The organism is Schleiferilactobacillus perolens DSM 12744 (assembly GCF_001435585.1).
Lineage (GTDB): Bacteria > Bacillota > Bacilli > Lactobacillales > Lactobacillaceae > Schleiferilactobacillus > Schleiferilactobacillus perolens.
In genome coordinates this window covers 24,247-48,043 of record NZ_AZEC01000012.1, presented here as the reverse complement: position 1 = coordinate 48,043, position 23,797 = coordinate 24,247, and the positions used below count along the sequence as shown (strand labels likewise).

Here is a 23,797-nt window from a genome sequence, read left to right as displayed (position 1 = left end):
CGCTGATGTGGTTAGGCGTCTTTGAAACCGCGCACCTCAGCGGGTTCAAAGCGCCGTCACAGCGTTCCAGCCACCTACCACCGCAGCTTGCGCAGCATTGGCACGGCTCGTCAATAGGAGTTTTGTCCCAGCTTCTTATTGTTCGCTCTGTCGCATAAAGCAGTCCACCAGGGCCTGCTGAACGGTGCTGACTGCACTGCCCTTCAGTGTGATCGCATAATTGATCGTGCGAATTTCTTGGCCTGGCAGTTCATATCGTTGCAGGGTACCCTCTGTTAAGTATGGTTCCGCAAATGGTGCTGGAATAATGGTCAATCCCAAACCGGCTTTGGCCGCATTGATCAGTACCGCAGTGCTGGTGCTTTGCAGCATCGGCTCGATGTCGATCTCCATTTGGTGCATCTGTTCATCAAAGTGGTCTCGCAAAGTACTGCCCTTTTCCCGCAACAGAAACGGTACTGTGAGCAATTCTTTTTTCGTGAGCTGGTTCGTGGGCGCCAGTTGCGGTGCACCCACTGCCAGCAACGGATATTCCGAAATTGGTGTGGCCGTGAAGGACTGGCTTGACTCAAAGCCCTCCAAAAAAGCCACGTCCACATCCCCATCGAGTAAGCGCGCTTTAATCCGCTGCACATTTTCAGAATAGATCTTGAGCGGCGTATCGGGATACAGCTGGCGAAAGCGAGTAACGGCTGCAGGGAGAGAAATTTGCCCAATGGTCATGCTCGTCCCCACGCGCAGTGGCAGCGCCTGAGTCTGGGTGCGGCCGAAACTGGCCAGTTCATGAAATTCCGTTAATAACCGGGTCGCTCGAATCCGAAACGCGCGACCGGCCGAATTCAAATGCAGCCGATTATCGATGCGATCAAACAAGGGGACGCCAATATCCGTTTCCAACTCCCGGATGGTCTTCGAGATGGCCGGTTGGGAAAGATACATTTGCTCCGCTGTTTTCGTAATTGAACCCGTTTCTGCCACGGCGGTAAAGATTTCTAATTGGCGAATATTCATCCACAAATCCTCCTTAACTGATTAGTTATGCTCAGTGTACTGAATATGTACTTTTAGTCAACGGTATGTTCCGGTAAACTGAATCCTAAGGAGGATTTTTCTGTGCACAAAAATTGGATCTTATTTAAAGTATATTTACTCGCCGGGACCTTCACCTTCTCCGGCGGGATGGCGATGTTGCCGGTCATTGAACGGGAACTCGTGGGTAAATACCACCTCATCGAACGCGATCAACTCTATGAATACGCCACGCTGTCCCAGACTTTTCCAGGGGTCATTGCGTTGAATAATGCCTGTTTTGTCGGCAAAAAAATTGGTGGCACCGTGGGCCTGATTGCCGCCAGTTTAGGGGCTATTTCCCCAGCCTTCGTACTGATGCTGGCCGCCACTATTGCCTACCAAATGATTCCCCAGGAGGGCGTCGTGCTGAGCATCATGGCCGCCATTCGGGCTGCTTCGGCGGCGTTCTTATTTAGTGCGGCCTATAGTCTCGCCCGCTTCAACCTCAAGGATGCACCGACCATTATTTTGGCCGTGGCCTGCTTTCTGTTGACAGTGTTGAATCTCGCTAATGCGCCCACCTTGATTGTCATTGCCGGTATCGTCGGGGTGGTACTGAGTCGGGTGAAGCAGGTGAAACGCGCATGATTACAATATTTTTAACGTTTCTCAAAATCGGCTTTCTGGGTTTCGGCGGCGGTTACGCCATGCTATCCCTGATTTTTCAAGAATCAGAAAGACTCGGCATGACGGTGCAGCAATTTGCCGACCTGAACGCTTTGGATGGTTTGATTCCCGGCCCCATTGCCATCAATTCCGCCACCTACCTTGGCCAACTGTACGGTGGCTTTTGGACCGCCGTGGCGGCCACATTGGCGGTGTGTGTGCCCTCGTTTATTTTCGTCCCATTGTTCTTGCACTACGAGGAAAAAAACAACGATAACTGGGTCCTGACAGCAATCCTGGACGGTATTAAGCCCGCTTCTGTCGGCTTGATTCTGGCAGTCGCTTTATCGTTGATGCTGCTGACGGTCTTTGGCATCAATGATATTGGCGCTTGGTCAAAGGCCTCTTTAGACTGGACGAGTTTACTGGTGTTGGGCGTGGTGTTCTTCTTGGATTCGAAGTATCACGTCAATCCTGTGTGGCTGATCCTGCTCGCTGGCGTTATTGGCGGCGTGGTCTATTATTTATAGAACTCTTGGAAAATTACGGTCTTCGGATACGGCCATTCGTCGATATCACTCCGCATCAATCTTGTGAAATACCATTTTCAGGACTTGTGCTGTTGTATCCAGCACCTGGTTTAGATTAGTCGTCCTTACGTAATCATGCTTACGTGAATATCCCCTCCAAGAGCTAAGCATCAACTTGGATGACTGATAATAACTAAGTAGACGCAATCCATCCTCAAGAGTGGCATGAAAAATCCCTTTAGAAGTGGCTGTCTTTTGAAATGCCACTGCCAAGTCCGCCAGTTGAATATCAGCACCTTCCAGCGTATAGATTACGTGGATATCGTACAAATCTTTCACGCGTGAATTTCGAATGTTCTTCACATAAATTGTCACCAGTTTATCCGCAAGCATTTGGACTTGTGGAAATGCTTTGATCAAAACAGTATCGCTGTAATCAATGATGCTATGATGAACAAATTCAATTGGCTGCGGATAAATAGTATCGCCAGTCGACACATCAATGCTCAATAACTGGTGGGTTGTCCCCATTTCTCCCACCAGATGAATGACGGCTCCAGGATATTGATTTTGTGGCATCTTATGATCTTCAATCTTCAAGATTGAAAAATGCACCGGACCATCAGCATCTCTAAATATCTCTGAGAACATTTCTTTCAAAGCACTTGCCTCAAGTGAATGACCGTTCACAGTTATATCCAAGTCCGTCGTCGTTCGTAATTTTGCGCCCATTACAGTTGATAATTCAAATCCACCTTTGAGGACGAAAGAGTCTCGGTACTTTGAGTGAGCCAACTGACGTAATAGTTCCTGTAACCGAAAAAGAATCTGATACGATTCCTTCGATGCCCCATGCGCAATAGCCTGTGCATTAATCTGATTTGAAATTTGCTGTGGCGTCATCGATCCAGTACCGCCATGATAGTGAGTAGTTCCGTAGTGGGATATAATGCTTTGGCATATTTTTCCAGCCGCAAGTTTTCTTCGAGTCCCGGGCGCTGTTTCAAATAATTGGCCACGGCTTCATACTTCACATTGGCACCGATATCTGGATCATTCCAAACATCCAACAGAGTCCGCTCTGGATCATATACTTTAATTGGATCACCACTGGGCGAGGCAATCGTTTCAATGCCTAGTTGATAACGTTCCAAAATTAAATGCCGTGCTGTCACTCGCCATTTATCCAAGTCAGGATTGTGATACCCGTGGGGAAATGTCATCTGAAAAGTCATTGGCATCTCTGTCGTTAATCCGTGCAAAATCAAGGCCGTTTCTTGTGAGAAAACACCCCGGCTAAACTTTTGGCTAAGCAGACTGTATTCGTCAGTCTCGGATCCTGCGATGACATACGTCCCAATTTCTTCCCGAACAATTTCATTTTTTTCGACCGCGGCTTGAAGCATGGATGATGAAACGCCATAACGCCGCGCTGTGCCTGTTGTGAAAGTAGAATGTTTTGCCAATAACCGGTCAAGATTGCGAGCCATTATACCCCTCCTTAAAAGTCCAAATATACTACATCATAAATTTATTGTAGTTTATTTGACCTATCTTGACAAGAATTATCTCAAACTCGAAGCGAATGTTGTTTCAAAGTTGTCTTTCTTCAGCTACGATTGAGATACGAAGCAGGGAGGATGCAAAATGCAGTCAACGGTGTTGTTAGTGGACGATGATCCAGGTATTTTGCAACTGGTCAGCCGGTATTTTAATTTGCAGCTGCCTGACTATGGCCTGGTGACTGCCGATTCCGGGAGCCGTGCCATGACCCAGTTACAAAATAATCCGGATCTTATTTTGCTGGACGTGAATTTACCGGATATTGACGGTTTTACGCTCACCAGCCAGATTCGGACGGTGACCAGTGCGCCAATTATTTTTCTGACCGCCCGGGTCACCGATGCGGATAAAGTCCGCGGCTTGGGTGCTGGCGGTGATGATTACGTGACGAAGCCGTTCAGTCTAGCCGAGTTAGGGGCGCGGATTCAAGCCCATTTGCGCCGTGCGCACTGGCCTGAAAAGCGTGCCCAGGTCGCTGCTTTCGGCGATCTCATTATTAATTACAGTGCCCAGCAAGTCATCGTCAATGGCCAGCCATTGGTCTTAGAAAAGAAGCAATATCAATTGATTGAATTTTTGAGTTTAAATCCTGGCCAAGTTTTCAGCCGGGAACAGCTCTACGAAAAGCTTTGGGGATTCGATGCCGCGGGGGACGCCCGAGTAATCACGGAGCATGTGCGCCGCATTCGCAATACATTCGTTCAAGCAGGGGCAGTGTGTCCCATTGACACTGTCTGGGGAGTGGGATATCGATGGCAAAATTAACTCATTGGCTGCGCAATCAGCCAATCAAAACGGCTTTATTGCGCGTCATTCTAGTGGGTACACTGGTTGCTGGTCTGAGCATTTTAGTCTATCTGCTACTCTGGAATGCCTTAATTTCGCTGTTGGCCCCCTACGTTACGCCCACTTGGCTGATTGCAGTGACCATTGTCTTTGTTACCGGTGCCATCGGGGGCAGTCTCGCGCTGCTTATCGCCATCATGACCGGTGCCGCCCGCCTCTTTTATCGGATTAAACTGGCTGATCCGCTCCAGCAGCTGCAATTTGGCGTCACCCATATCCAGGCCCAAGACTTGGACTTCCACTTGACCGCCACAGCACCCGATGAATTAGGCGCTCTGGTACAGGCCTTTGAAAAGATGCGGCAAGCACTGCAGGATGCTCTGCAGACCGCTTGGCGCTTGGCCGACGATCAAAAGCAAGTCAATGCGGCTTTCGCCCATGACTTACGGACACCATTGACCGTTTTACAGGGTAACGTGGAACTGCTCACATTGGAAAATCAAGAAGCTCAGCCCCTGAACCCGGACATTATCAAGGATATGCAGCAGCAGCTGGATCGCATTAATCATTTCATCCAAACAATGACCCATGTCGCGGCCATTCACGATATTGCGCTCAGCCCCACCCCGACCAGCACGCATGAATTAACCCAAACACTGAAGAACGAGGCCCAGAAACTGGCTGGGACGGTGCCGTTCACTTGGGCGGAAAAGCTAGCCGCCGCCCCGGACCACTTGCTGGCCATCGCGCCGGCTGCCATCCTGGAGGTGTTCGATAACCAACTGACGAACGCCTTTCGGTTTGCCCGCACGACGGTTGGCATTACGGTGACAGTCACCGAGAAAACTGTCCAATTGGCCGTATTCAACGACGGCCAGCCGCTTACCCCCGAGGAGCAAGCCAACGCCCAGCTGCCTTTCTTCTCCAGCGGTAAAGCAGCCAACCACTTGGGGGTGGGCATGTATATCTGCAGAACACTATGCACCGCGCATCACGGTCGTTTTTCAGTCGCCAATGTGGACCACGGCGTCACGTCGACAGCCTTGTTCACCTATTTTTAACAATTCAGAATTCTTGTCTTAATCTTGATAATCGCTTGTTAAAGTCTCCCTATAAGCAAAAGGGAGGCTTTTTTTGATGAATACGATTCAGATCGACCATTTAAGCAAACGCTACCGGGGCCAATCCAGACCGGCATTGAACGATGTATCGCTGACGATCTCGGCCGGTATGTTTGGCTTGCTGGGTAAAAATGGCGCTGGGAAATCCACGTTGATGCGCATCTTGACCACCCTGGACCAGGCCACCACGGGAACCGTCCAGCTATGCGGTATTCCCATCACTCAACGTGCGGCGGTGCGGAATCAGGTAGGTTATTTGCCTCAGAATTTCGGCTTCTATCCGAACATGACCGTCCGGGATGCGTTAACTTACTTAGCCATCTTGGCCCATGTGCCGCCCCGCAGCCAACACCGCCGGATCAACGCGCTGTTGGCCCAGGTGAACTTGACCGATCAAGCCTGCACCAAGGTCAAGGCGCTCTCCGGCGGCATGCGCCAGCGGCTGGGAATTGCCCAAGCGCTAGTCAACCAACCGAAAGTGCTGATTGTGGATGAACCCACCGCTGGCCTTGATCCTGAAGAACGGATCCGGTTCCGCAATCTGCTCACCGAATTTGCCCAGGACCGGATCGTCTTGTTGTCCACCCACATCGTTTCTGATATTGAAGCGACCACGAACCGGATTGGCGTGCTCAATCAAGGGCGGCTGCTGTTTACCGGCACCACTGCGCAATTACAAGCCCAAGCGACGGGTCATGTGTTCACCCGCACTTTGCCGCTGGCGGAATTAAGTGATTACAAGTCCCGCTACGAAATTAGCGAACAGGTCGTGCAAGGCAATACAGCCCACATTCGCTTTCTGGCGACTGCGGGAATACCGGGGGCCAATGTCGTGGCACCGACTTTAGAAGAAGCGTACCTGTATTTACAATCGCGGCAAACCCGCCAAGAGGTGCGCCAATGAGATTATTCTGGTTAGAATTCAAACGGTTTACCACGAGCCTGGCCTTCATTCTGTATACCATCGTCACAGCGGTATTTATTTTACTCAATGTTTGGCCCATGATCGGTCGGGGCTTAGCGACCCCGCCGACGAGCCCCACAGCCCACTATGAGCTGATCACGACCACTGACTTTCACCCCTTAAAGACCAATGCGCTCGATCAATTACAGGAAGCCCACACTGATAATGCGTATGTGACCTATCCATTTGGCTTTGCCAAACGCGTGACCTTGAATGCGCAGGTGCAAGCCAAAGTTGGAAAATTGCTTAACCAAGCACGCAGAATTGATAATCGGCCAACATTGGCAAAAACACTGGGCCATGTAGATCAGTTATTGGGTGGGCATTCCGATTACGCGCCGGCCACTTTGCAACGATTCGCGGTCCGGCCGATGACGCTGGCCGAAGCCCGCCAGGACCATACCCTCATTATGCGTAAAGACCGCATCACCGGCGCCTATGCCCGACTGTTTGCAGATATTGCGGGCATCATCGCTGCGATTCTGCCCACCATTGTCATCATCGCCTACTGTTACATCGATCGGCGAGCCCAAGTTATGCCGACCATTCAAGCCAAGCCGATGGGGACGCTCAAATGGCTGGGTACCCAGTATGCCGCCAGTGTAGCCGGATTAATAATTCCGGTGATTATCGCGGCTCTGGCATTGTTTGGCCGCGTGACCTGGCTTTACCCAGGCGTGGCCCTGGATTATCTGGCCTTCGCCAAAGCCGCCTGCTTTTGGGTGCTGCCTACTTTGATGGTGAGCACCGCGGTCGGTTTTCTCAGCGACGCACTATTCAGCAATTTCACCGGTTTTGCCTTACAGATCGGCTGGTGGCTGATCGTCATGACGATCGGTGCACGCCAAGTGATTGGCAATTACGGCTGGCTGCTTATTCCCCGGCACAACACGCTACACAACGTGGCCTACTTTTATGCTCACCTGTCAGAGTTGGCGATCAATCGGTTAGGCTACACCATCTTAGCCATCACGTTACTAATTTTGACGATGTTACTCATCAATTTGCAGAGAGAAGGAAAATATCGTGGTTTACACATTCGGCCAGCTCACCATTAAAGAAATCCGCGCCAACGAATTCTTACCCAGTTTATTGACAATCGCTTTTTGCGGTATCATCCCGATCCTGTTTACGCTGCATCCGACCACCATCGCGCAGGCCGCACTCCCTGGAGAAATGTTCATGCCCCTAGTAGCGATTCTTTGTTTCGGCGGTATTTTTCTGCCGGAACAAGTGGCCGGGGTAGCTGACGTACTGAATAGCAAAAGGACGCAACTGTTGACGATCTATTTGATCAGGTTGGGCTGGTACACCCTATTGCTCAGCTTAGTCAACACACTGCTGATCCTCAGCTATCAGCTGCCCACCGCGACTGCTGTGTTGTGGTTTGATTTCTTGACCAAGGCGCTGTTTATCGGCTCCTTGACCGTGTTCAGCTACGCCGCATTCGGCTCACTGGCGGCGGCTTACCTCATCCCCACCGTGTATTTCACCCTGTGCCTTGGTTATCCTCACTTGGGTCCATTGAATTTGATGGTGCTGATGCGCCAGCAATCGTGGACGGATAATTGGTGGCAACTGGGGGTGGCGGTTATATTTTTGGTGGTTGGTTTTAGATTGTTGAGAAATGCTGCCGCGAAGTCTTAGCCTGCAACTAATTGGATATCTTAGCTTTGCAAAAGTGATGGTAAATCTTGTATAATGACGCCGTGCAGAACCGTTAAAGACGGCCGGCAGTAAAATCTAATCAATCATAGTGCGATCGTCAGACTACTCCGAAATAGTCTACTGACGATCGTTTTTATGATTGTCGTTCAACTCAATGAGCTTGATCATCACGTCAACAAGCAACAGTACAAGACTGCCGAATGTGAGCATGACAATAAGCACATCAGTGTCAGACAAAATAGCGCCTCCTTTCGCTCGAAGTTTTCACGTTGCCCATAGGCATCAACCCCTTCGCGATCAGATTTGCCGACCGTGGTTCAACTATTCTGCTTGGTTATTGTATCATGACATATGCTGAACCACTAGAGCCGCAAGGGAAGTGGGACTTTTCGGACCGGCTAATGCAGTTCGAAATCGCTCATAAATTTCTTTTTAGCACGTGTCCCCCGCAACACGACTACTCTTGGGGCTGATTTCTGCGCTGCCAGCGCTTTCCGCAACTTATCGCCGTCATAGTGCCAGATAAAAAGCAAAAAGTCCCAATAGTCTTTATCGAAATGTTCCGTGAATTCCGCCGCCATATCTGGGCGGCTATTTTTGTCTCGCCGGTAACGCAGCGACCGGCGAATGACCCGAATGATAGATCGGACCCGGCTGACTTGCAGCCAAATCACTAAGTCCGCTTCGGCCAAACGTACCGCCATCGAACCGCTGTAGTTGCCGTCAATGATCCAGTCGCTGTGGGCCGTCATAAATTTTTTTTGCTGCTGAATAAACCATCGTTTGGCCGTCGTTGAATAATCGGTGGTATGCCAAATTTGGTCCAGATACATCACGGGATACCCCGTCTGAGCCGCCAACCAGCGGGCTAAAGTGGATTTCCCAGTCCCGGCATTGCCGATCAGCATAATTTTCATGCGCGCTTATGCCGCATGAACGTCATCACGTGCAGGATGATTGCCAACAACACGAAGAAAATGACCACGAAGCTCACATAGCGCAGCCAAAAGCCATTTGTGAGCGCCGGCCATAATTGTTGGATTCCCATGGTGGCCAAAGCCATCACGGCGATCATGCAAAATAACAATCCGTAGCGTTTCAAGGTTTCGTCATCCTTTCGCTGATAGTGACTCAGTTGGCGGCCAATTACCCGCGCGCGGGCCAATTTCTTAACCGTGGGTATACGCTGGCGCCAAGTATTTGGGCAAACCAGTTCGGTGATCTTGTGCACGCCCGCCAAGGTCATGGCCCCATCAATTGCCCGTAACGTCAGATCCGTTTGGCCGGTAAATAAATTATCCCATGTTGGTGCAAAGCAACTGGTCACCGAGACATAATGTTTGTCCTGAAAAGTACCGTTCGGCAGACTGTCCCCATTTTTCGTCATCCGGGTCCAGCGGTGGCGCATGACATCAAAGAATTGTTTCAGCTGTCCCGGAATCGTGGTGTAGTATGTCGGCGCACCGAATACCCAAATATCGGCGGCCTGCAATTTAGCAGCCAATTGATCCAAATCAGGGTTCGGCCGCTGCGGGCTTTCTGGATGCAAATCAAAATCATTAAGGTCTAAAAACGCCGTGGTGGCGGGTGCTTGAACCGCGCCCAGGATTTCCTTTACCACGGTCGCGGTGAGGCCGCTGGCGTCTTGGCCGCCATAAATACCCAGTATCTGCATCAGTGCTTCCCTTCTCGATCCAGTTTACGCTGCAACTTTTTCGACAGGGTATGCTTCTTTTCATGGGCATGACCCCGCGCCTCGCCGACACGCTTTTGCGCGTAAAAGACAAAATAGCCGTTGTCTTCGATCACTTTCACCCCGCCAAAAACAGTCCGAATCTTATTTTCGTACCAAGGCCGCCGCTTCGTCACCATATAGAAACGCCCATTGGGATTCAACTGGCGATAGCCGTCTTCGATAAAGTGTTTAGGGACAGAAAAGTTCTCGTGGTACGGCGGATTTGATAATATCACATCGAAATGGGCATCCGCGATCGCGGTGAGACCGTCGCTTTGCTTAATCGTTGGTGATACGTGATTCTTCTCCGCGTTTTCTTGCGCAAGTTGCACAGCATTGGGATCAATATCCACCATAGTCACCTGAGCGGCAGGTAATGTGGCGGCAAAATAAATGCCGACGAAGCCAAACCCGCACCCGAGATCCAGAATCTGGTCCGTGGCGTGGACCACGGCATGATTCAGCATCGCCTCTGTGCCCTTATCCAGACCATGGGGTGAAAAGACCTCCTGATTACTGGTGAAGCTGAGTGTTTTCCCTTGGTACGTGATTTCCATATGCCCGACCGCCTTTCCTAATACCATCATACCGCGTGTGGACATCGTTTCGGCGAGATTTTCAGTAAACGGCAATGACAAATCACACGTTCAAACACGGTTTGGAGAGTGCACCGTGTTTGAACGTGTGCTGGCTTTGGCTAAAAGAACGGGAATAACCGGATAATTCACAATCACACTGATATTGACATTCTCCACAAAAGAGCCAAGGATAGGAAGTTATATAACTCAAACAAGGCGATGACAGTCGTGAATTGGCATGTACTTGGTGACACCTTTTCTTCTTTACGCTCCAAAAACTTCCGTCGGTTCTGGATCGGCCAATGTATTTCCGTCATGGGCACCTGGATTCAACGGACAACGCAAACATGGATGGTTTATCAGATGACCAAGTCGGCCTTCTTGGTGGGCCTGTTAGCGGCCGCCCAATTCGTGCCGATCATGGCGCTCACCTTAGTGGCTGGTACTTTGATCGACCGTTATCCAAAACGCCGGATCCTGCTGATCACGCAATGTGGATTCCTGGTATTGGGCGCCATAATGACCACCATCACCTATCTCAAAATTGTGCAGTATTGGCAAATACTCGCCATTGCCCTGGGTTATGGCATCCTGCAAAGCTTTGATACACCCACGCGGCAGTCTTACGTGATCGAATTAGTCGGCAAGAAGGATTTGATGAATGGCATTTCACTCAACTCATCAATCTTCAACCTGGCTAAAATTGCCGGTCCTTCTTTGGCCGGTATTTTGATGGTCGCCCTGGGCGTGGCCCCGTGTTTCTTGATTGATACCCTGAGCTACATTGCTGTCATTATTGGTCTCTTAATGATCCACCAAGCACATCCCGTGGCCAGCCACACGCCCCGGCATATTGTAGCCGACGTCAAGGAAGGGTTAGCCTATGTCGTGCATCACGACAACGTGAAACTCAGTGCGGAATTGATGATGATCATTTGTACGCTGAACTTCAATAACAACGTCATTATTCCCATCTATGCCCAGGAAGTGCTGGGTCGCGGCGCCCAAGGCTATGCCAACCTCTTGTCGGCCACTGGCATTGGGTCTCTTGCCGCCGCCTTCCTCATGAGCTACTTGTCCCGCTTTGGCTTGCGGCGCGATCTGTATCTGGTGGTGGCGTTGGCCACGGCGTTGATGCAGTCGTTAATGATCTTTGTCCATATTTATTGGCTGGCGATGGTCTTTATGGTGGTCATTGGTTTTTGCAACATGGTCTTTCTGAATCAGTCCAACGCTGCTTTTCAGTTTTCAATCCCCAACGAATTGCGCGGGCGAATCATGAGTGTCTACGTGCTGCTGAATCAGGGCTCAACTCCCATTGGCAGTCTTTATTCCGGCGGTTTCATGGACTTAGCTGGAGGTTTGTGGGGGTTCCCATCCTGCGGCATCTTGGCCCTCATACTGGCCGTTCCCGTCCTGATGAGTCATCGTCAAACTGTCAAACAATGGCTCAACGCATAAAAAAACACATCACCCAATTAGTGATGTGCCTTCATCAATGAAATTAAATCACGTGCGGAGCAAACGACTTGTCCAGGTCCTGATAAGTGACCTCTGTGACAGTTGGATCGACCGTCTTCACTGTGGGAGTCATGTAATGAGAATCTTGGACAACCACCGTGCGCTTGGCCAGATCGAAGCCAGCCCAGTATTGGGTGGAATCTGTGCGGTCAGCATTGTCAGCATCCCGGCCCAATCCTTGGGGCACCATCACCGTTTTGAAGCAATTGTACAATTGTTGAATGCCCTCAGCCCGGTGGAACGGGGGAAGATTACGGGAAACCACCATTGCCCGAACAAAGCGGGATGGTGAGGTGTAATCTCCTGGCAATCCAAACATACCGTAACCCGTCCCGAATTCAATCGGTTGAACGTGATAATCGCCCAATTTGCTGCCATCACCGCGATTAGTCGTATCTAGGGAAACGTAATTCCGTAAATTAGTCGTATGGTAGCCGTATTCGGGACTATTGGTCATCGCGCCGACATTATCGTAAATTTTGAACGCGCCGTGGTCAGTGGGTTCCAATACAACTCCCGCCCCTGTTTCATCCACAAAAGCATAGTGCAGTGGAATTCCCCGAGCGGCTGAATCTTCCAAAATACCAGTTTTGGCAGCCGCCGCCCGAACATCTGCCACCGTCTTGCAGGTGGTCAAAATATAGGCGACATATTCTGTGGCAAAAACACCCTTCAGGCCACGTTCAGCCAATGATTCTTGAGAAGCGGTGGTGGCTTCTACCAAGACCTGCATATCCCCGGCCAACCCATGTTCGTTAACCCCGTCAAATAGTCCGAAAGTACCGGCCACGCCGACACCAGTGGCGGCGTATTGGGTGGTCCAATCCGGTGTTTGGCTCGGAATCTTTACACCCCGGGGAAAGCTAGTGATCTTCCCAGGTAATTGCTGTCCGCCCTTCGGATTAGTCGGATGGAAAAATGAATCTGCAAAGTCCATGGTGCGGCCCCAAAAAACGTCACCCTCCAGTGATTTGATCTGCATCGATGTACACATAAAAATTGCCCCCTTGTATGTATTATCCCCATGGTGCTATTTCTTTGGCTAATAGTCAACCGGCGTCACAGACGGACTCATTTATTTTTCATTTTGACAGTTGACATCCTCAAATTTCCTGTTATGATATGAATCATCAATAAACGAAACGACAAAAGGAAAGACGAGTAAGTTTGGCTATCCCAACAGTGAATCGAGATCAGTGGAAACTCGACGGGGCAAAGCCTTCCTGAATAACACTTTCTTAGTCTCGGGCTGAACGATATTCTAGTAGGCCCCGACGTAACCGGTACGTTATCATCCGGAGGCGTATGCTTGTACGCTGTGTGAGGTGGTCTATTTCATGATAGACAACTTGGGTGGTACCGCGAAAAGTCTTTCGTCCCTTGAACTGGGGCGGAGGACTTTTTATTTTGCCCCGGGAGTTGATGCTTTCAATACTGTCATTGTCTCAATTATTAGGAGGTAATCTTATGCATCTCATCATTCCCCAACATTACGATCCCAAACTGTCGGTTATTCAAACCCAGGGCGCCATTCGTTACATTCGCGAAACTTTCCAAGATGAGTTTGGTCAGCAATTGCATCTGTCCCGGCTGTCTGCTCCCATGTTTGTGGAGAAATCGACCGGACTGAACGATAACTTGAACGGTGTAGAAAAACCGGTCAGCTTCGACATGGCTGATCTCCCCGGCGAACGCATCGAAATCGTCCATTCGCTGGCTAAGTGGAAGCGTGTCGCCCTCAAGCGTTACGGCTTCGGCATGCACCAGGGCCTTTACACCAACATGAACGCCATTCGTAAAGATGAAGATCTTGACAACTTCCATTCCATTTACGTCGATCAATGGGACTGGGAAAAGATCATTGCCCAGGATGAACGGACCATCGAGACATTGCAGGCGACGGTTCGCCAAATTTTCAAAGTGATCAAACACATGGAACACGAAGTTTGGTACAAGTATCCCCAAGCAGTGCATAAGCTGCCGGACGAAATCCATTTCGTTACCACCCAAGAATTGGAAGATCGCTGGCCGGATAAAACGCCCCAGGAACGCGAAGATGCGATCACTAAGGAACTGGGCTGTGTCTTCCTGATGCAAATTGGCTGGCCCTTAAAGTCTGGCAAGCGGCATGACGGCCGGGCGCCAGACTATGATGATTGGAAATTAAACGGTGATATTTTGTTCTGGTATGAACCGCTGCAACGCGCCCTGGAAATTTCCAGCATGGGTATCCGGGTGGATAAAGACGCCATGCTGGCCCAGCTCAAATCAGTAGACGCCGAGGATCGCTTGGCCCTACCCTATCATCAGATGATTGTGAAAGAAGAATTGCCCTTTACGATCGGCGGCGGGATCGGTCAATCCCGGTTGTGCATGTTACTGCTGGGTAAGGCTCATGTCGGTGAAGTCCAGGCCAGTGTGTGGCCGGATGAGATGATCGAAGAATGTGCCGAACACGACATTCATATCCTTTAAATTTGACTTCTTCCGCACCGCTCGCTAAACTACATGTATTCAATCGGTCATAGTAGTGCCGCCCAGAGAGTTGACGAATTGCTGAGACGTCAACATTGTGCACGAATCCTAGCCGATGGTGTCACATCCAGTATTCGCTGGTTATCGTATGTAAAAGAGCAAAGTTCGCTTTGAACGAGGATGGTACCGCCCAGATGGGTGCCTCGGACAGAGCGAACTTTTTTTATTTTTAGGGGGACTCGAATTTGGGTAAGGAACGGGCAATACAGTGTCAGCGGGTGGTCGTCAAGATTGGCACCAGCAGTTTGATTGACGCCGTCACCGGAAAAATCAAATTACGTACCATTGATCGGCTGGCTTTTACCTTGGCAGCACTAAACCACCAGGGTTACGAAGTGGTGCTGGTGTCTTCTGGGGCCATCGGAGTGGGCATGAATCAGCGGCACCTTACCAAACGCCCCAGTGCCATTGCAGAACAACAGGCGCTGGCGGCGGTGGGTCAATGCGAACTGATGCGGTTATACAGTCAACGGTTCAATGACTATGATGCGCAAATTGGCCAGTTATTGTTGACCCATGATGTGTTTGACTATCCGCTGAGCCGGGCTCACGTATTGGACACGATCGATGCGCTCCTGGCCAACCAGGTTATTCCAGTCATCAACGAAAACGATTCGGTGGCTGTGGACGAATTGGATCACCGCACGACGTTTGGCGACAACGATCAACTGTCCGCACTGGTGGCTAATCAAATCGGGGCAGAATTGCTGATCGTGTTATCCGATATTGATGGACTTTATGACAAAGATCCCCATCAATACCCCGATGCTGACCGATTAACCACGGTGCACCATCTTTCTAGCGACATCTTACAGAGCGCCGCCGGCAGTGGCAGCCGTCTGGGCACTGGCGGCATGGTCACCAAGTTAAAGGCGGCCGCCATGATGATGAAAGCCAACCACCAGATGGTCCTGGCCAGTGGGGCTGATCCCCGCATTATTTCACACATTCTGGCCGGCGAAGCCGTGGGAACATGGTTTATCAAGAAAGAGCATACGGAAAAGGAGCATATGGCACAATGATGACACACGAAAGTATCGATTTAACCACCATGGGCCAGGCCGCGCAAGACGCCGCCGGCGTATTGGCGCAGTTATCGAGCGTGAAGAAGAATGCGGTCTTACAGGCCATGGCGGATGCCTTAATTGCCCAAACGGATATGATCACGGCCGCCAATCAGGCCGACTTGGCCCACGCCCAGGATTTACCAAAGAAATTTGTGGATCGGTTGAAATTGACGCCGGCGCGGATTACCGACATGGCCAATGGGTTGCGCCAAGTGGCTGGATTGCCAGATCCGACTGATCAAATTGACAAGGGTTGGACCACTGCTGCAGGGTTGAACATTGTCCAACAGCGGGTGCCGTTGGGGGTCGTGGCAATTATTTATGAAGCCCGGCCCAACGTCACCGTGGATGCGGCCGGTTTAACCTTCAAAAGCGGTAACGCCGTAATCTTGCGCGGTGGCAAGGAAGCCATCCGCAGCAATACGGCACTGGCAAACATTCTCCAAGATGTCCTCAAAGCCCAAGACTTGCCCGTTGCCGCTGTGCAATTAATAACCGATACCAGTCACGCCTCCTCCCAAGCCCTGATGCGCCTAAACGGCTACGTGGATGTCTTGATTCCCCGGGGCAGTGCCCGGTTGATCCAAGCGGTCGTACAAAATGCCACTGTGCCGGTGATCGAAACTGGTGCCGGCAACTGTCATATTTATGTGGACAAGGCGGCGGACTTGCAGATGGCTGAGAATATCGTGGTCAATGCTAAAGTGCAGCGGCCGTCAGTGTGCAACGCCGCCGAGAAACTGTTGATTCACCAGGATGTTGCCAAGGAATATTTGCCGGTGTTGGCAAAAGCTTTGCGCGCCCATGGCGTCGAACTTCGCGGCGACGAGCGGACCCGGGCGATCGTACCGGATATGGTGGCGGCTACCGCGACAGATTGGGATACAGAATACAATGATTTGATCATGGCGGTGAAGGTCGTGGATTCTTTGGACGACGCGATCCATCACATTAACACGCACAACACGAAGCATTCTGAAGCGATCATTACGAATGACTATGCCGCCAGTCAGCGTTTCTTACAGCGGATTGATGCGGCGTGTGTTTACGTGAATGCGTCCACCCGGTTTACGGATGGGTTTGAGTTTGGGTTTGGTGCGGAGATCGGGATTAGTACGCAGAAACTGCATGCGCGGGGACCGATGGGACTGGCGCAGCTGACGACAACTAAGTATGAGATCCGGGGAGACGGGCAAGTACGGGCTTAATCTGCCACCCGTCAATGAAGCATTTGGTTTTACGATGAGCATGTTCCTGGCGATCAATACCGATTTCGCTGAAGTTTTTGAAGGATCTTTTCTGCCCGAAAAGCCCAACGGTTCTCCTCGATGATCGGATGCAAGTCATGTTTACCCGCCAAGGCATCGGCGATTTGCTGGGGACGCAGTGCCACCATATTCTTGGGTAACGCAGTCGGCGCAAAATACGCCAGCTCCTTTGTTTCCGGTCCGCTGCGCACCATTTGACCACCCTGGATCGTGACGACAAAAATCGACTGTTCGTCTTCGTGCAACAACCGAAAATACGTCCCCACCAGGTGATCAATGGTCACGTTGAGTCCAGTTTCTTCCCGGACTTCCCGGCGCACACCAATCTCTGGCAGCTCGTTTTCCTGCAAAGTACCACCAGGTAAATCCCACAATGGAAAATCTCGCCGCCGGACCAGTAATACTTGGCCGGTGTCATTCAAAATCACACCAAACGCGCCCCGTGTTGGCAAATTCAAACCTTCTTTCCGATCGTCTATACCGACTGCTTCTTGCTGTCAGTATAGACGATTTTTGGGTGGGGACGAAGTTTTTGAATTATTCCTTCTCGCTGGCAGTCACGAAAATTTTTATTCGAAGGTAAAAAAAGTCTTCTCTGCAGATGGGAGAAGACGTTTTTCGTGGTTTTTTGATTGACTCAGTGAACGACATTATCGCCATCAGAAGTGTGTAAATAAAGATGGTTCACAGCGGACGTGTTGTGCGTCAGAGTGCCATTTTCTTTGTGCTGGCCAAACAACGCATTGTCATCGCCGCCTTGAACTGTATACCCGTCCTGCCGGTTCGCGCCGCTCACCGTGTTGTCCCCATCAGAATTGCTGACTTTGACCATGTGTTGGAAAGTGCTGCTGTTCGCCGTGAAGTCCCCGTCGGACAAGTTGGCTGTCCCGTGATCAATGGTCGTATGCTGCAGGTCAACATCCCCATCGCTGGCCGTGATGGTTGCCTGACTCAGCAGGCTATTGCGCATCGTCATATCGCCATCGCTATTTTTCAGCGTGGCCCGAGCCGAGGCTTGAACGCGATCCAGAACCGTGTCGCCGTCACTGGTGGCAATCGTGAGATGCTGCGTGTTTTGATCCACCAAATGCACGTCGCCGTCCTGACTATGCACAGTGATGTCGCTGAGCTTCGTCTTTCGCGGTACGGTGATGATAATTCGTTGATTGGTATTCCAAGAAAAGATACCAATGAGCGGTGTGCGGTTGTGGGGTTGGCGAATGGTCAACTCGCCGCCCCGCACCGTGGCCGTGAAGTCCTGACGGTTATGCCCAGCTGTTTCCACCTGGAACTTTTCACCTGTTTGAATCGTGATGTCCCCAGCGGCCAGGTCGGCAGAAATCTTGGTGAACGCCCCCACCGTCCGCACCTGTTTGCCGGTGGTGTTGATTTCGGGCTGACCATTACTGCCAAAAGCGACGCTGCGCAACCCGCCGTGGGCGATCCCGATGCCTGCCAGGATGGCGCCAATAATCAAGAAGAGCAGTCCTGTTTTCATCAATTTCTTCATGCTGCGCCACCGCCTTCAACTGGTTTGTGCTGGAACGTGATTTTGCGGTAAATAAACGTGGCAAAACCGCCGATTACGTGCGCAGATGCGCGGGTAAGCTGGCGGCAGAAGGGAAACAGCAGTAGAGCAAGCCCAACCCCGGCCAAACCGAATCCGATGTAAGTGAGAGCCATAAAGTAATTGGCCCACAGGAGGCTGATTCCGATATAAAGGCCGGCCAGACCCACACCGGCCCCCGTCAAAATCAGAGCACCCACTGCCACGATGGCGGTAAAGGCTGTCGAAGCCAGGATTAACAGGCCGGAGAGTAAAAGGACCGCTACAATAATCACCAAAGGTAAGGATAATGGTGCCGATAATACGGCTAAGACGATGAGCCACACCATATGGGCATTCTTTTGATATCGCCGTTTGGGCGCGGTCACGGGTTCCGCTGCTTCTTCGATGGATTTATCCGCCAACAAATGGGCGGCCAACTGTTTAGGCGTGCCCAGCCGCTGAATCACCAACGTACTATCGGTGAGTCCGGCATCCTCAACATATTCTCGATAGTAATCCAACGCACTGGCCCGGTCATCCGGCTGCATGGGGCTGAGCGCTTGTTCTAATGCAATAAAATATTGATCAATCGTCATGATTGTTGGACTCCTTCCCCGGCAAAAATGCAGTACCAGTGGGACTTAAAATACCATCAATGCTGGTTTTATACTCTTGCCAATCCCCTAATATGGTCGTTAACGCTTTTTCTCCCGCTGGGGTAATTCGATAGTAGCGGCGGTTGCGGCCTTGATAAGATTTATCGTAGGTATCCAGCAACCCCGCTTTTTGCAACCGGCGCAGAACCGGATACATGGTGGAGATTGAAATCGGGACGGCGCTGGCAATGCGATTCGTAATAATGTAGCCGTACATGTCCTCTTGCCGAATCAGCGCCAGGACCATACCGTCCAGCAGTTCACTGCTGACTTGGATACTCGTCGCACCCACCTCCTTCTTACTTACGGTGCAATACTATATGAGATATAATATAATGTCAAGAATAATCGAAGCTTTTCGTCACCATGACACTCCAAAAAAGGCACCTGTTTCTTTTCACCCTTTTCTTCCCCAAATCCACGCCATTTTCAGAAAACTAGTGTATACTGGAAGTGAGCCTTGATTGAGTGCTCACTCAAAATGTGGGAGGATGTGTTAACGCATGGCGAGAGTGCAATACTTTGATTCTTATACCCAAGACATGGTGGCACTGCCTCCAGTCGACACGCCGGATCCGCGGGCGTTATCGCGGGAATACAACCCGACCGTGTATGCGGCAGCCAAGGCATTTGCGGAGTTGCTTTGTCGGGGAGCACTACATGTGCGCGTACAAAATGAACAGGTCTTAGACCCTTATCGGGGGCAGGGCTACTTTCTTTATGGCAATCACACCCAACCCATGGGGGATGCCTTTTTACCCATGCTGCTGGCCAAGGGCGTTCCAGCGAAAACGATCGCCAATGTAGCCAATTTACAGGTACCGATCATCGGTCCGTATATTCAGGCCGGTGGTGCATTGGTGGTGCCGCCGGATTTGCACCGAATGCCTGCATTCTTGCAAACCGTCACAGCCTGTATTCAGGCTGGCGAACCAGTGACGATTTATCCCGAAGCCCATGTGTGGCCGTATGACACACAAATTCGACCGTTCAGCCGCGCAGCTTTTCATTATCCGGTGACCTTACAGGTGCCCAGTTTCGCGATGACCAGTACGTATCAAGCGCGGCGGCTGGGGACAAAGCCGAAGATCACAGTTTATCTGGATGGCCCGTTTTGGCCCGATTCTACTCTGTCCACCCGCCAAGCTCAGCAGCAATTGGCCGATACTGTTCATGGTCAAATGGTGAAGCGCGCGGCGCAGTTCAGTACGTATGCCTATATTGATTATCGAAAGCGGGTGACATCTTGAATATTCTCTATTCTGGTGATGCGCGCATCGGTGATGGGGTGCTCACGTCCTTATTATCTTTGTTAAAAAATGTCTCGGCACCGTTGCACGTCTACATTTTGACGGCGGAGATGACCGTCGCCGATCACCAGTATCGGCCCTTAACTGACCAGCAGGCGGCCTTCTTGAATCATTTGGTCAGTCAGCAGCGACCAGGCAGCGATGTGACTAAAATCGATATCACCGACCTGTTTGACCAACAGCTGCCAGTCGCCAATATGGCCACCCGGTTCACGCCCGGCTGTATGTTGCGGCTGTATGCCGACGAAGTACCGCAACTGCCGGATCGGCTGCTTTACTTGGACAATGATGTATTGTGCCGCCAAGACTGCCAAACATTTTATCAGCAGTCCCTGGCCCACACGCAACTCGTTGGCGTTCTGGATCACTATGGCAAATGGTTCTTCCATCATCGCTGGCGCCCCTTCGACTACATGAATTCCGGTGTCCTGTTATTGAACATGCCGGAAATCAAACGGACGGGCTTGTTTGCGGATTGCCGCCAGCGAATGCAAACCAAAAAAATGTTCATGCCGGATCAATCGGCCTTAAATAAGCTGGCCACTACGAAGCGGCTGGCGCCGACCCGGTACAACGAACAGCATTCATTAAAACCCAATACCGTTTTTCAGCACTTCAGCACGACTCTGCACTTATTTCCCAAATTCCATACCCAAACCGTGAAGCCCTGGCAACCAGAGGCCATGCACCAAATTCTCCATGTGCATGCCTACGATGATATTTTACAGGAATACACTGCCCTGGCCCCGCAACTGAAAGGAAGCAATCTGCATGACTGAAACCACGTTACCGATTTTCTTCTCCATTAACGATGCTTATGTCCCCTGTTTGACGGTCGCCATTCATTCCCTGATTAACCACGCCCACTCTCGCCACCATTATCAGATCATCATTCTGCACCAAGGCCTGCAACCGGAAAACCAGGCGGCCCTCAAAGCTCTGGCCACCAATCAGGTATCGATTGAACTCCTGGCCATGGACGAAAAGCTAGAAAACCAAATCAACGACGAGAGTAATAAGCTGCGGGGAGATTATTTCACCTACACGATCTACTTCCGGCTATTCATCGCCGATATGTTTCCCCAGTTCGATAAAGCACTATACTTGGACGCCGATGTGGTGGTGCAAGACGACATCGCTGATCTTTTCAGCACCGACTTGGGTAATCATCTTTTTGGCGGCGTATCCGATGCCTTCATGGGCAGCGATCCGGCCATGGGGCATTATGCTGAGGCGGCCGTGGGTGTGCCGATCCACGACTACATCAATTCTGGTGTGTTGCTAATGAACTTGGCGGCACTGCGCCGGGAACGGTTCAGCCAGCATTTCTTAACATTACTGCACAAGTATCATTTTCAAAGTCTTGCCCCGGATCAAGATTATTTAAACGCCATGGGTCACGGCCGAATCCTTTACCTGCCGGCCAACTGGAATGTGCAGGCCCGGGCGACAGGAATCCCGGCGGAAGAGACTCATTTGGTCCACTACAATTTATTCCGCAAGCCTTGGCGTTACGCCGATGCCGCCTATGGTGATTACTTCTGGAACGCGGCCCAAGATCTTGATATCTGTGCGCAGCTGACCGCCGTCCGAGACGGTTATTCTGCCGTCCAGCGCCAAACCGACGAAGCCAAGCTGGCGCATTTGGAAAAATTGGCCTGTGATATCCCGAAGCAGCACCCGAGTTTTCGGGAGATTCAAGCAGCCACTGAGGAAGTGACAGTATGATTGCCCAATTATTTGCCCCCAGTGATCGGGCCCCGGTCATCGAGAATATTGAAAAAGCGGTGGCTTCCGATCAATTCAATCGCAAAGTGGAGACCGATGATCCCAACATCTCTAATACTAAGGAAAAACAGCTGTTGGCGGATTATGTTCAAAATCTGCAGACTTGGTCTTATCGGGTGAACAATTTGACCGCCCGTACCGCCATGAACGCGGCCGCCCGCATCATTACCCGGGATATGCCCATTGATGGTCAGGAAAACCTGGCCAAAATCACCGGTGGTGCCATTGTCACCAGCAATCACTTCAGCCCCATTGAAAACATGCTGGTCCGCCGCGGCATGGGCATGCATCGGCTGTACATCATCAGCGAAGCCACCAATTTCTTCATGGATGGCTGGCTGGGTTATCTGATGCGCTACGCCGACACAATTCCCATCAGCAAGGACCTGCATTATGCAGGCATTACGCTGCCGGAGATGTTGAAAAAGCGGCTGGATGCCGGTGCCCGGGTCCTAATTTATCCTGAACAGGAAATGTGGTTCAATTATCGCAAACCCCGTCCGCCTAAGCGTGGGGCTTACTTCTATGCGGCCCAGCTGCAGGTGCCGATTATTTCCTGTTTCGTGGAGATCGCCGATATGCCCAAACAGTTGACCGATCAATTCAACGAAACCCAATATCGGCTGCATATTCTGCCACCGATTTTTCCGGATACCAGTCTTTCCCCGCGGGACGACAGCCTGCGAATGGAAGCCCAGGATTATGCCCAGAAAAAAGCCGCCTACGAAAAAGCGTATCAGCGGCCGTTAGACTATGATTTTTCTCCAGCAGATATTGCCGGGTGGACCGGCCGTTTGGCGGTGCAGCATGGCCGAAACTGACTTGCAGCTGTTCCGCGACACCGGCATGCTTCAGGGCATGACCACGAAACAAATCAGCATTATCGCAGCGGCGGTGGATGTCTTTGCCGAGAACGGCTACGCTAATTCCAGCACAAAAGAGATCGCCAAACGCGCCGGCGTGGCGGAAGGTAATATTTTCAGTACCTTCACCAATAAGCGCGGCTTGCTCCACGCGATTATCGATCCGGTCAGCCAGTCGCTTTTCCCCCAGGCAGTGGAAAATCTGGTTCAAGGTAAGCTGTCCACGCACTATGCCACCCTGGCCGACTTTTTGAACGGAATCGCGTGGAACCGCATTGATTATCTGCGCCAGAATAGTAAAGTGATCAAGATCTTCGTGGCGGAAGTCTTTTACGACGAAAAGCTGCGGCAACGGTTCATCAGAAACTTCCCGATCAGTTACTGGCTGCGGTTTGATCATCAGTTTAGCCAGTTGAAAAGGGCGGGCCAGCTGGTGCAGTGGCCGAATGCTCAGATTGGGTCGACGATGGCGGGAATCATTGGCGAGGTGTTCTTGGGCTACTTATTTTTCAAGCAGCCGCTGACGGACGCGACGATTCAGCGGACGATCGATACGTTAGTGCTGGTATTGACGCCAAAATAAAAAGCAGGCTTGACGCAGAAATACGCCAAGCCTGT

Annotated in this window: 28 protein-coding genes; 16 read left to right on the top strand and 12 right to left on the bottom strand. The window is 51.1% G+C overall.

Annotated elements, in window-relative coordinates; translation table 11 throughout:
- Nucleotides 1-135: 135 nt before the first annotated feature.
- Nucleotides 136-1,011 carry a LysR family transcriptional regulator gene (locus FD09_RS11765; protein ID WP_057821604.1) on the bottom strand — a complete coding sequence of 292 codons (876 nt, stop codon included), beginning with the start codon at nt 1,009-1,011 and terminating at the stop codon, nt 136-138.
- 102 nt (nt 1,012-1,113) lie between these two features.
- On the opposite strand from FD09_RS11765, the gene FD09_RS11760 reads away from it, so the two are divergent.
- Nucleotides 1,114-1,659 (top strand): chromate transporter, encoded by a 546-nt coding sequence (locus FD09_RS11760; RefSeq protein WP_057821600.1) that lies wholly within the window; start codon nt 1,114-1,116, stop codon nt 1,657-1,659.
- Complete coding sequence (locus FD09_RS11755; RefSeq protein WP_057821598.1) at nt 1,656-2,207, top strand: chromate transporter; 552 nt, start codon at nt 1,656-1,658, stop codon at nt 2,205-2,207. Before FD09_RS11760 ends, FD09_RS11755 begins: the two co-directional genes overlap by 4 nt.
- A 45-nt stretch (nt 2,208-2,252) precedes the next feature.
- Here FD09_RS11755 and FD09_RS11750 read toward each other — a convergent pair whose 3' ends face one another.
- Both FD09_RS11750 and FD09_RS11745 read right to left on the bottom strand, forming a co-directional pair.
- Entirely contained in the window at nt 2,253-3,110 is an 858-nt protein-coding gene (locus FD09_RS11750; RefSeq protein WP_057821595.1) for a nucleotidyl transferase AbiEii/AbiGii toxin family protein, read from the bottom strand.
- Nucleotides 3,107-3,697 (bottom strand): type IV toxin-antitoxin system AbiEi family antitoxin domain-containing protein, encoded by a 591-nt coding sequence (locus tag FD09_RS11745; protein ID WP_057821593.1) that lies wholly within the window; start codon nt 3,695-3,697, stop codon nt 3,107-3,109. Before FD09_RS11745 ends, FD09_RS11750 begins: the two co-directional genes overlap by 4 nt.
- A 157-nt stretch (nt 3,698-3,854) precedes the next feature.
- On the opposite strand from FD09_RS11745, the gene FD09_RS11740 reads away from it, so the two are divergent.
- The 5 genes from FD09_RS11740 to FD09_RS11720 all read left to right on the top strand — a co-directional run bounded on the left by FD09_RS11740 (nt 3,855) and on the right by FD09_RS11720 (nt 8,288).
- Nucleotides 3,855-4,535 carry a response regulator transcription factor gene (locus FD09_RS11740; RefSeq protein ID WP_057821591.1) on the top strand — a complete coding sequence of 227 codons (681 nt, stop codon included), beginning with the start codon at nt 3,855-3,857 and terminating at the stop codon, nt 4,533-4,535.
- A complete protein-coding gene (locus tag FD09_RS11735) occupies nt 4,523-5,617 on the top strand; it encodes a HAMP domain-containing sensor histidine kinase (protein ID WP_057821588.1) in 1,095 nt (364 codons plus the stop codon). The genes FD09_RS11740 and FD09_RS11735 overlap by 13 nt, the downstream gene beginning before the upstream one ends.
- 76 nt (nt 5,618-5,693) lie before the next feature.
- Complete coding sequence (locus tag FD09_RS11730) at nt 5,694-6,581, top strand: ABC transporter ATP-binding protein (RefSeq protein ID WP_057821585.1); 888 nt, start codon at nt 5,694-5,696, stop codon at nt 6,579-6,581.
- Nucleotides 6,578-7,699 (top strand): ABC transporter permease, encoded by a 1,122-nt coding sequence (locus FD09_RS11725; protein WP_057821583.1) that lies wholly within the window; start codon nt 6,578-6,580, stop codon nt 7,697-7,699. The genes FD09_RS11730 and FD09_RS11725 overlap by 4 nt, the downstream gene beginning before the upstream one ends.
- Nucleotides 7,668-8,288: a hypothetical protein gene (locus FD09_RS11720; protein ID WP_057821581.1), complete on the top strand. Its 621-nt coding sequence runs from the start codon at nt 7,668-7,670 to the stop codon at nt 8,286-8,288. Before FD09_RS11725 ends, FD09_RS11720 begins: the two co-directional genes overlap by 32 nt.
- A 138-nt stretch (nt 8,289-8,426) precedes the next feature.
- Here the strand turns inward: FD09_RS11720 and FD09_RS16790 are convergent, their stop codons facing one another.
- The 4 genes from FD09_RS16790 to FD09_RS11705 all read right to left on the bottom strand — a co-directional run bounded on the left by FD09_RS16790 (nt 8,427) and on the right by FD09_RS11705 (nt 10,631).
- Nucleotides 8,427-8,546 carry a putative holin-like toxin gene (locus FD09_RS16790; protein WP_235812284.1) on the bottom strand — a complete coding sequence of 40 codons (120 nt, stop codon included), beginning with the start codon at nt 8,544-8,546 and terminating at the stop codon, nt 8,427-8,429.
- Between the two features lie 161 nt (nt 8,547-8,707).
- The gene (locus FD09_RS11715) at nt 8,708-9,226 is read right to left on the bottom strand and encodes an AAA family ATPase (protein ID WP_057821579.1); all 519 of its coding nucleotides are present in this window, start codon (nt 9,224-9,226) and stop codon (nt 8,708-8,710) included.
- Nucleotides 9,223-9,984, bottom strand: a complete 762-nt coding sequence (locus FD09_RS11710) for an NAD(P)H-dependent oxidoreductase (protein WP_057821576.1) — start codon at nt 9,982-9,984, stop codon at nt 9,223-9,225. Before FD09_RS11710 ends, FD09_RS11715 begins: the two co-directional genes overlap by 4 nt.
- Nucleotides 9,984-10,631 carry a class I SAM-dependent methyltransferase gene (locus FD09_RS11705; protein ID WP_235812283.1) on the bottom strand — a complete coding sequence of 216 codons (648 nt, stop codon included), beginning with the start codon at nt 10,629-10,631 and terminating at the stop codon, nt 9,984-9,986. The genes FD09_RS11710 and FD09_RS11705 overlap by 1 nt, the downstream gene beginning before the upstream one ends.
- 210 nt (nt 10,632-10,841) lie before the next feature.
- On the opposite strand from FD09_RS11705, the gene FD09_RS11700 reads away from it, so the two are divergent.
- On the top strand, nt 10,842-12,083 hold the full coding sequence (locus FD09_RS11700; protein ID WP_420542900.1) for an MFS transporter: 1,242 nt from the start codon (nt 10,842-10,844) through the stop codon (nt 12,081-12,083).
- A gap of 43 nt (nt 12,084-12,126) precedes the next feature.
- On the opposite strand, the gene FD09_RS11695 is transcribed toward FD09_RS11700, so the two are convergent.
- The gene (locus FD09_RS11695) at nt 12,127-13,137 is read right to left on the bottom strand and encodes a linear amide C-N hydrolase (RefSeq protein ID WP_057821572.1); all 1,011 of its coding nucleotides are present in this window, start codon (nt 13,135-13,137) and stop codon (nt 12,127-12,129) included.
- 473 nt (nt 13,138-13,610) lie between these two features.
- On the opposite strand from FD09_RS11695, the gene asnA reads away from it, so the two are divergent.
- From asnA to FD09_RS11680, 3 genes are all read left to right on the top strand, one after another.
- Nucleotides 13,611-14,618 (top strand): aspartate--ammonia ligase, encoded by a 1,008-nt coding sequence (asnA, locus tag FD09_RS11690; protein WP_057821570.1) that lies wholly within the window; start codon nt 13,611-13,613, stop codon nt 14,616-14,618.
- 245 nt (nt 14,619-14,863) lie between these two features.
- Complete coding sequence (gene proB / locus FD09_RS11685; RefSeq protein ID WP_057821568.1) at nt 14,864-15,700, top strand: glutamate 5-kinase; 837 nt, start codon at nt 14,864-14,866, stop codon at nt 15,698-15,700.
- Nucleotides 15,700-16,953, top strand: coding sequence for a glutamate-5-semialdehyde dehydrogenase (locus FD09_RS11680; protein WP_057821686.1), 1,254 nt, complete (start codon nt 15,700-15,702; stop codon nt 16,951-16,953). The genes proB and FD09_RS11680 overlap by 1 nt, the downstream gene beginning before the upstream one ends.
- Before the next feature lie 53 nt (nt 16,954-17,006).
- Here FD09_RS11680 and FD09_RS11675 read toward each other — a convergent pair whose 3' ends face one another.
- The 4 genes from FD09_RS11675 to FD09_RS11660 all read right to left on the bottom strand — a co-directional run bounded on the left by FD09_RS11675 (nt 17,007) and on the right by FD09_RS11660 (nt 19,465).
- Nucleotides 17,007-17,465, bottom strand: a complete 459-nt coding sequence (locus FD09_RS11675; RefSeq protein ID WP_057821566.1) for an NUDIX domain-containing protein — start codon at nt 17,463-17,465, stop codon at nt 17,007-17,009.
- A gap of 185 nt (nt 17,466-17,650) precedes the next feature.
- Complete coding sequence (locus FD09_RS11670; protein ID WP_057821564.1) at nt 17,651-18,523, bottom strand: DUF4097 family beta strand repeat-containing protein; 873 nt, start codon at nt 18,521-18,523, stop codon at nt 17,651-17,653.
- Nucleotides 18,520-19,158, bottom strand: a complete 639-nt coding sequence (locus tag FD09_RS11665) for a DUF1700 domain-containing protein (RefSeq protein ID WP_057821562.1) — start codon at nt 19,156-19,158, stop codon at nt 18,520-18,522. Before FD09_RS11665 ends, FD09_RS11670 begins: the two co-directional genes overlap by 4 nt.
- A complete protein-coding gene (locus FD09_RS11660; RefSeq protein WP_057821684.1) occupies nt 19,148-19,465 on the bottom strand; it encodes a PadR family transcriptional regulator in 318 nt (105 codons plus the stop codon). Before FD09_RS11660 ends, FD09_RS11665 begins: the two co-directional genes overlap by 11 nt.
- Before the next feature lie 256 nt (nt 19,466-19,721).
- On the opposite strand from FD09_RS11660, the gene FD09_RS11655 reads away from it, so the two are divergent.
- The 5 genes from FD09_RS11655 to FD09_RS11635 are packed head-to-tail and all read left to right on the top strand — an operon-like array spanning nt 19,722 to nt 23,762.
- Complete coding sequence (locus FD09_RS11655; RefSeq protein ID WP_057821559.1) at nt 19,722-20,468, top strand: 1-acyl-sn-glycerol-3-phosphate acyltransferase; 747 nt, start codon at nt 19,722-19,724, stop codon at nt 20,466-20,468.
- Entirely contained in the window at nt 20,465-21,307 is an 843-nt protein-coding gene (locus FD09_RS11650) for a glycosyltransferase (RefSeq protein ID WP_057821557.1), read from the top strand. The genes FD09_RS11655 and FD09_RS11650 overlap by 4 nt, the downstream gene beginning before the upstream one ends.
- Nucleotides 21,300-22,256, top strand: a complete 957-nt coding sequence (locus FD09_RS11645; RefSeq protein WP_057821555.1) for a glycosyltransferase family 8 protein — start codon at nt 21,300-21,302, stop codon at nt 22,254-22,256. Before FD09_RS11650 ends, FD09_RS11645 begins: the two co-directional genes overlap by 8 nt.
- Nucleotides 22,253-23,137 carry a lysophospholipid acyltransferase family protein gene (locus tag FD09_RS11640; RefSeq protein ID WP_057821554.1) on the top strand — a complete coding sequence of 295 codons (885 nt, stop codon included), beginning with the start codon at nt 22,253-22,255 and terminating at the stop codon, nt 23,135-23,137. Before FD09_RS11645 ends, FD09_RS11640 begins: the two co-directional genes overlap by 4 nt.
- The gene (locus FD09_RS11635; RefSeq protein ID WP_057821552.1) at nt 23,124-23,762 is read left to right on the top strand and encodes a TetR/AcrR family transcriptional regulator; all 639 of its coding nucleotides are present in this window, start codon (nt 23,124-23,126) and stop codon (nt 23,760-23,762) included. Before FD09_RS11640 ends, FD09_RS11635 begins: the two co-directional genes overlap by 14 nt.
- Nucleotides 23,763-23,797: the final 35 nt, after the last annotated feature.

Excerpts from the sequence above, each read along its gene's own strand:
- FD09_RS11765 (WP_057821604.1), bottom strand. The coding sequence starts at position 1,011 with ATGAATATTCGCCAATTAGAAATCTTTACCGCCGTGGCAGAAACGGGT.
- FD09_RS11755 (WP_057821598.1), top strand. The coding sequence starts at position 1,656 with ATGATTACAATATTTTTAACGTTTCTCAAAATCGGCTTTCTGGGTTTC.
- FD09_RS11750 (WP_057821595.1), bottom strand. The coding sequence starts at position 3,110 with ATGACGCCACAGCAAATTTCAAATCAGATTAATGCACAGGCTATTGCG.
- FD09_RS11745 (WP_057821593.1), bottom strand. The coding sequence starts at position 3,697 with ATGGCTCGCAATCTTGACCGGTTATTGGCAAAACATTCTACTTTCACA.
- FD09_RS11740 (WP_057821591.1), top strand. The coding sequence starts at position 3,855 with ATGCAGTCAACGGTGTTGTTAGTGGACGATGATCCAGGTATTTTGCAA.
- FD09_RS11735 (WP_057821588.1), top strand. The coding sequence starts at position 4,523 with ATGGCAAAATTAACTCATTGGCTGCGCAATCAGCCAATCAAAACGGCT.
- FD09_RS11730 (WP_057821585.1), top strand. The coding sequence starts at position 5,694 with ATGAATACGATTCAGATCGACCATTTAAGCAAACGCTACCGGGGCCAA.
- FD09_RS11725 (WP_057821583.1), top strand. The coding sequence starts at position 6,578 with ATGAGATTATTCTGGTTAGAATTCAAACGGTTTACCACGAGCCTGGCC.
- FD09_RS11715 (WP_057821579.1), bottom strand. The coding sequence starts at position 9,226 with ATGAAAATTATGCTGATCGGCAATGCCGGGACTGGGAAATCCACTTTA.
- FD09_RS11710 (WP_057821576.1), bottom strand. The coding sequence starts at position 9,984 with ATGCAGATACTGGGTATTTATGGCGGCCAAGACGCCAGCGGCCTCACC.
- FD09_RS11705 (WP_235812283.1), bottom strand. The coding sequence starts at position 10,631 with ATGATGGTATTAGGAAAGGCGGTCGGGCATATGGAAATCACGTACCAA.
- FD09_RS11700 (WP_420542900.1), top strand. The coding sequence starts at position 10,842 with ATGACAGTCGTGAATTGGCATGTACTTGGTGACACCTTTTCTTCTTTA.
- FD09_RS11695 (WP_057821572.1), bottom strand. The coding sequence starts at position 13,137 with ATGTGTACATCGATGCAGATCAAATCACTGGAGGGTGACGTTTTTTGG.
- asnA (WP_057821570.1), top strand. The coding sequence starts at position 13,611 with ATGCATCTCATCATTCCCCAACATTACGATCCCAAACTGTCGGTTATT.
- FD09_RS11680 (WP_057821686.1), top strand. The coding sequence starts at position 15,700 with ATGACACACGAAAGTATCGATTTAACCACCATGGGCCAGGCCGCGCAA.
- FD09_RS11670 (WP_057821564.1), bottom strand. The coding sequence starts at position 18,523 with ATGAAGAAATTGATGAAAACAGGACTGCTCTTCTTGATTATTGGCGCC.
- FD09_RS11665 (WP_057821562.1), bottom strand. The coding sequence starts at position 19,158 with ATGACGATTGATCAATATTTTATTGCATTAGAACAAGCGCTCAGCCCC.
- FD09_RS11660 (WP_057821684.1), bottom strand. The coding sequence starts at position 19,465 with ATGGTCCTGGCGCTGATTCGGCAAGAGGACATGTACGGCTACATTATT.
- FD09_RS11655 (WP_057821559.1), top strand. The coding sequence starts at position 19,722 with ATGGCGAGAGTGCAATACTTTGATTCTTATACCCAAGACATGGTGGCA.
- FD09_RS11645 (WP_057821555.1), top strand. The coding sequence starts at position 21,300 with ATGACTGAAACCACGTTACCGATTTTCTTCTCCATTAACGATGCTTAT.
- FD09_RS11640 (WP_057821554.1), top strand. The coding sequence starts at position 22,253 with ATGATTGCCCAATTATTTGCCCCCAGTGATCGGGCCCCGGTCATCGAG.
- FD09_RS11635 (WP_057821552.1), top strand. The coding sequence starts at position 23,124 with ATGGCCGAAACTGACTTGCAGCTGTTCCGCGACACCGGCATGCTTCAG.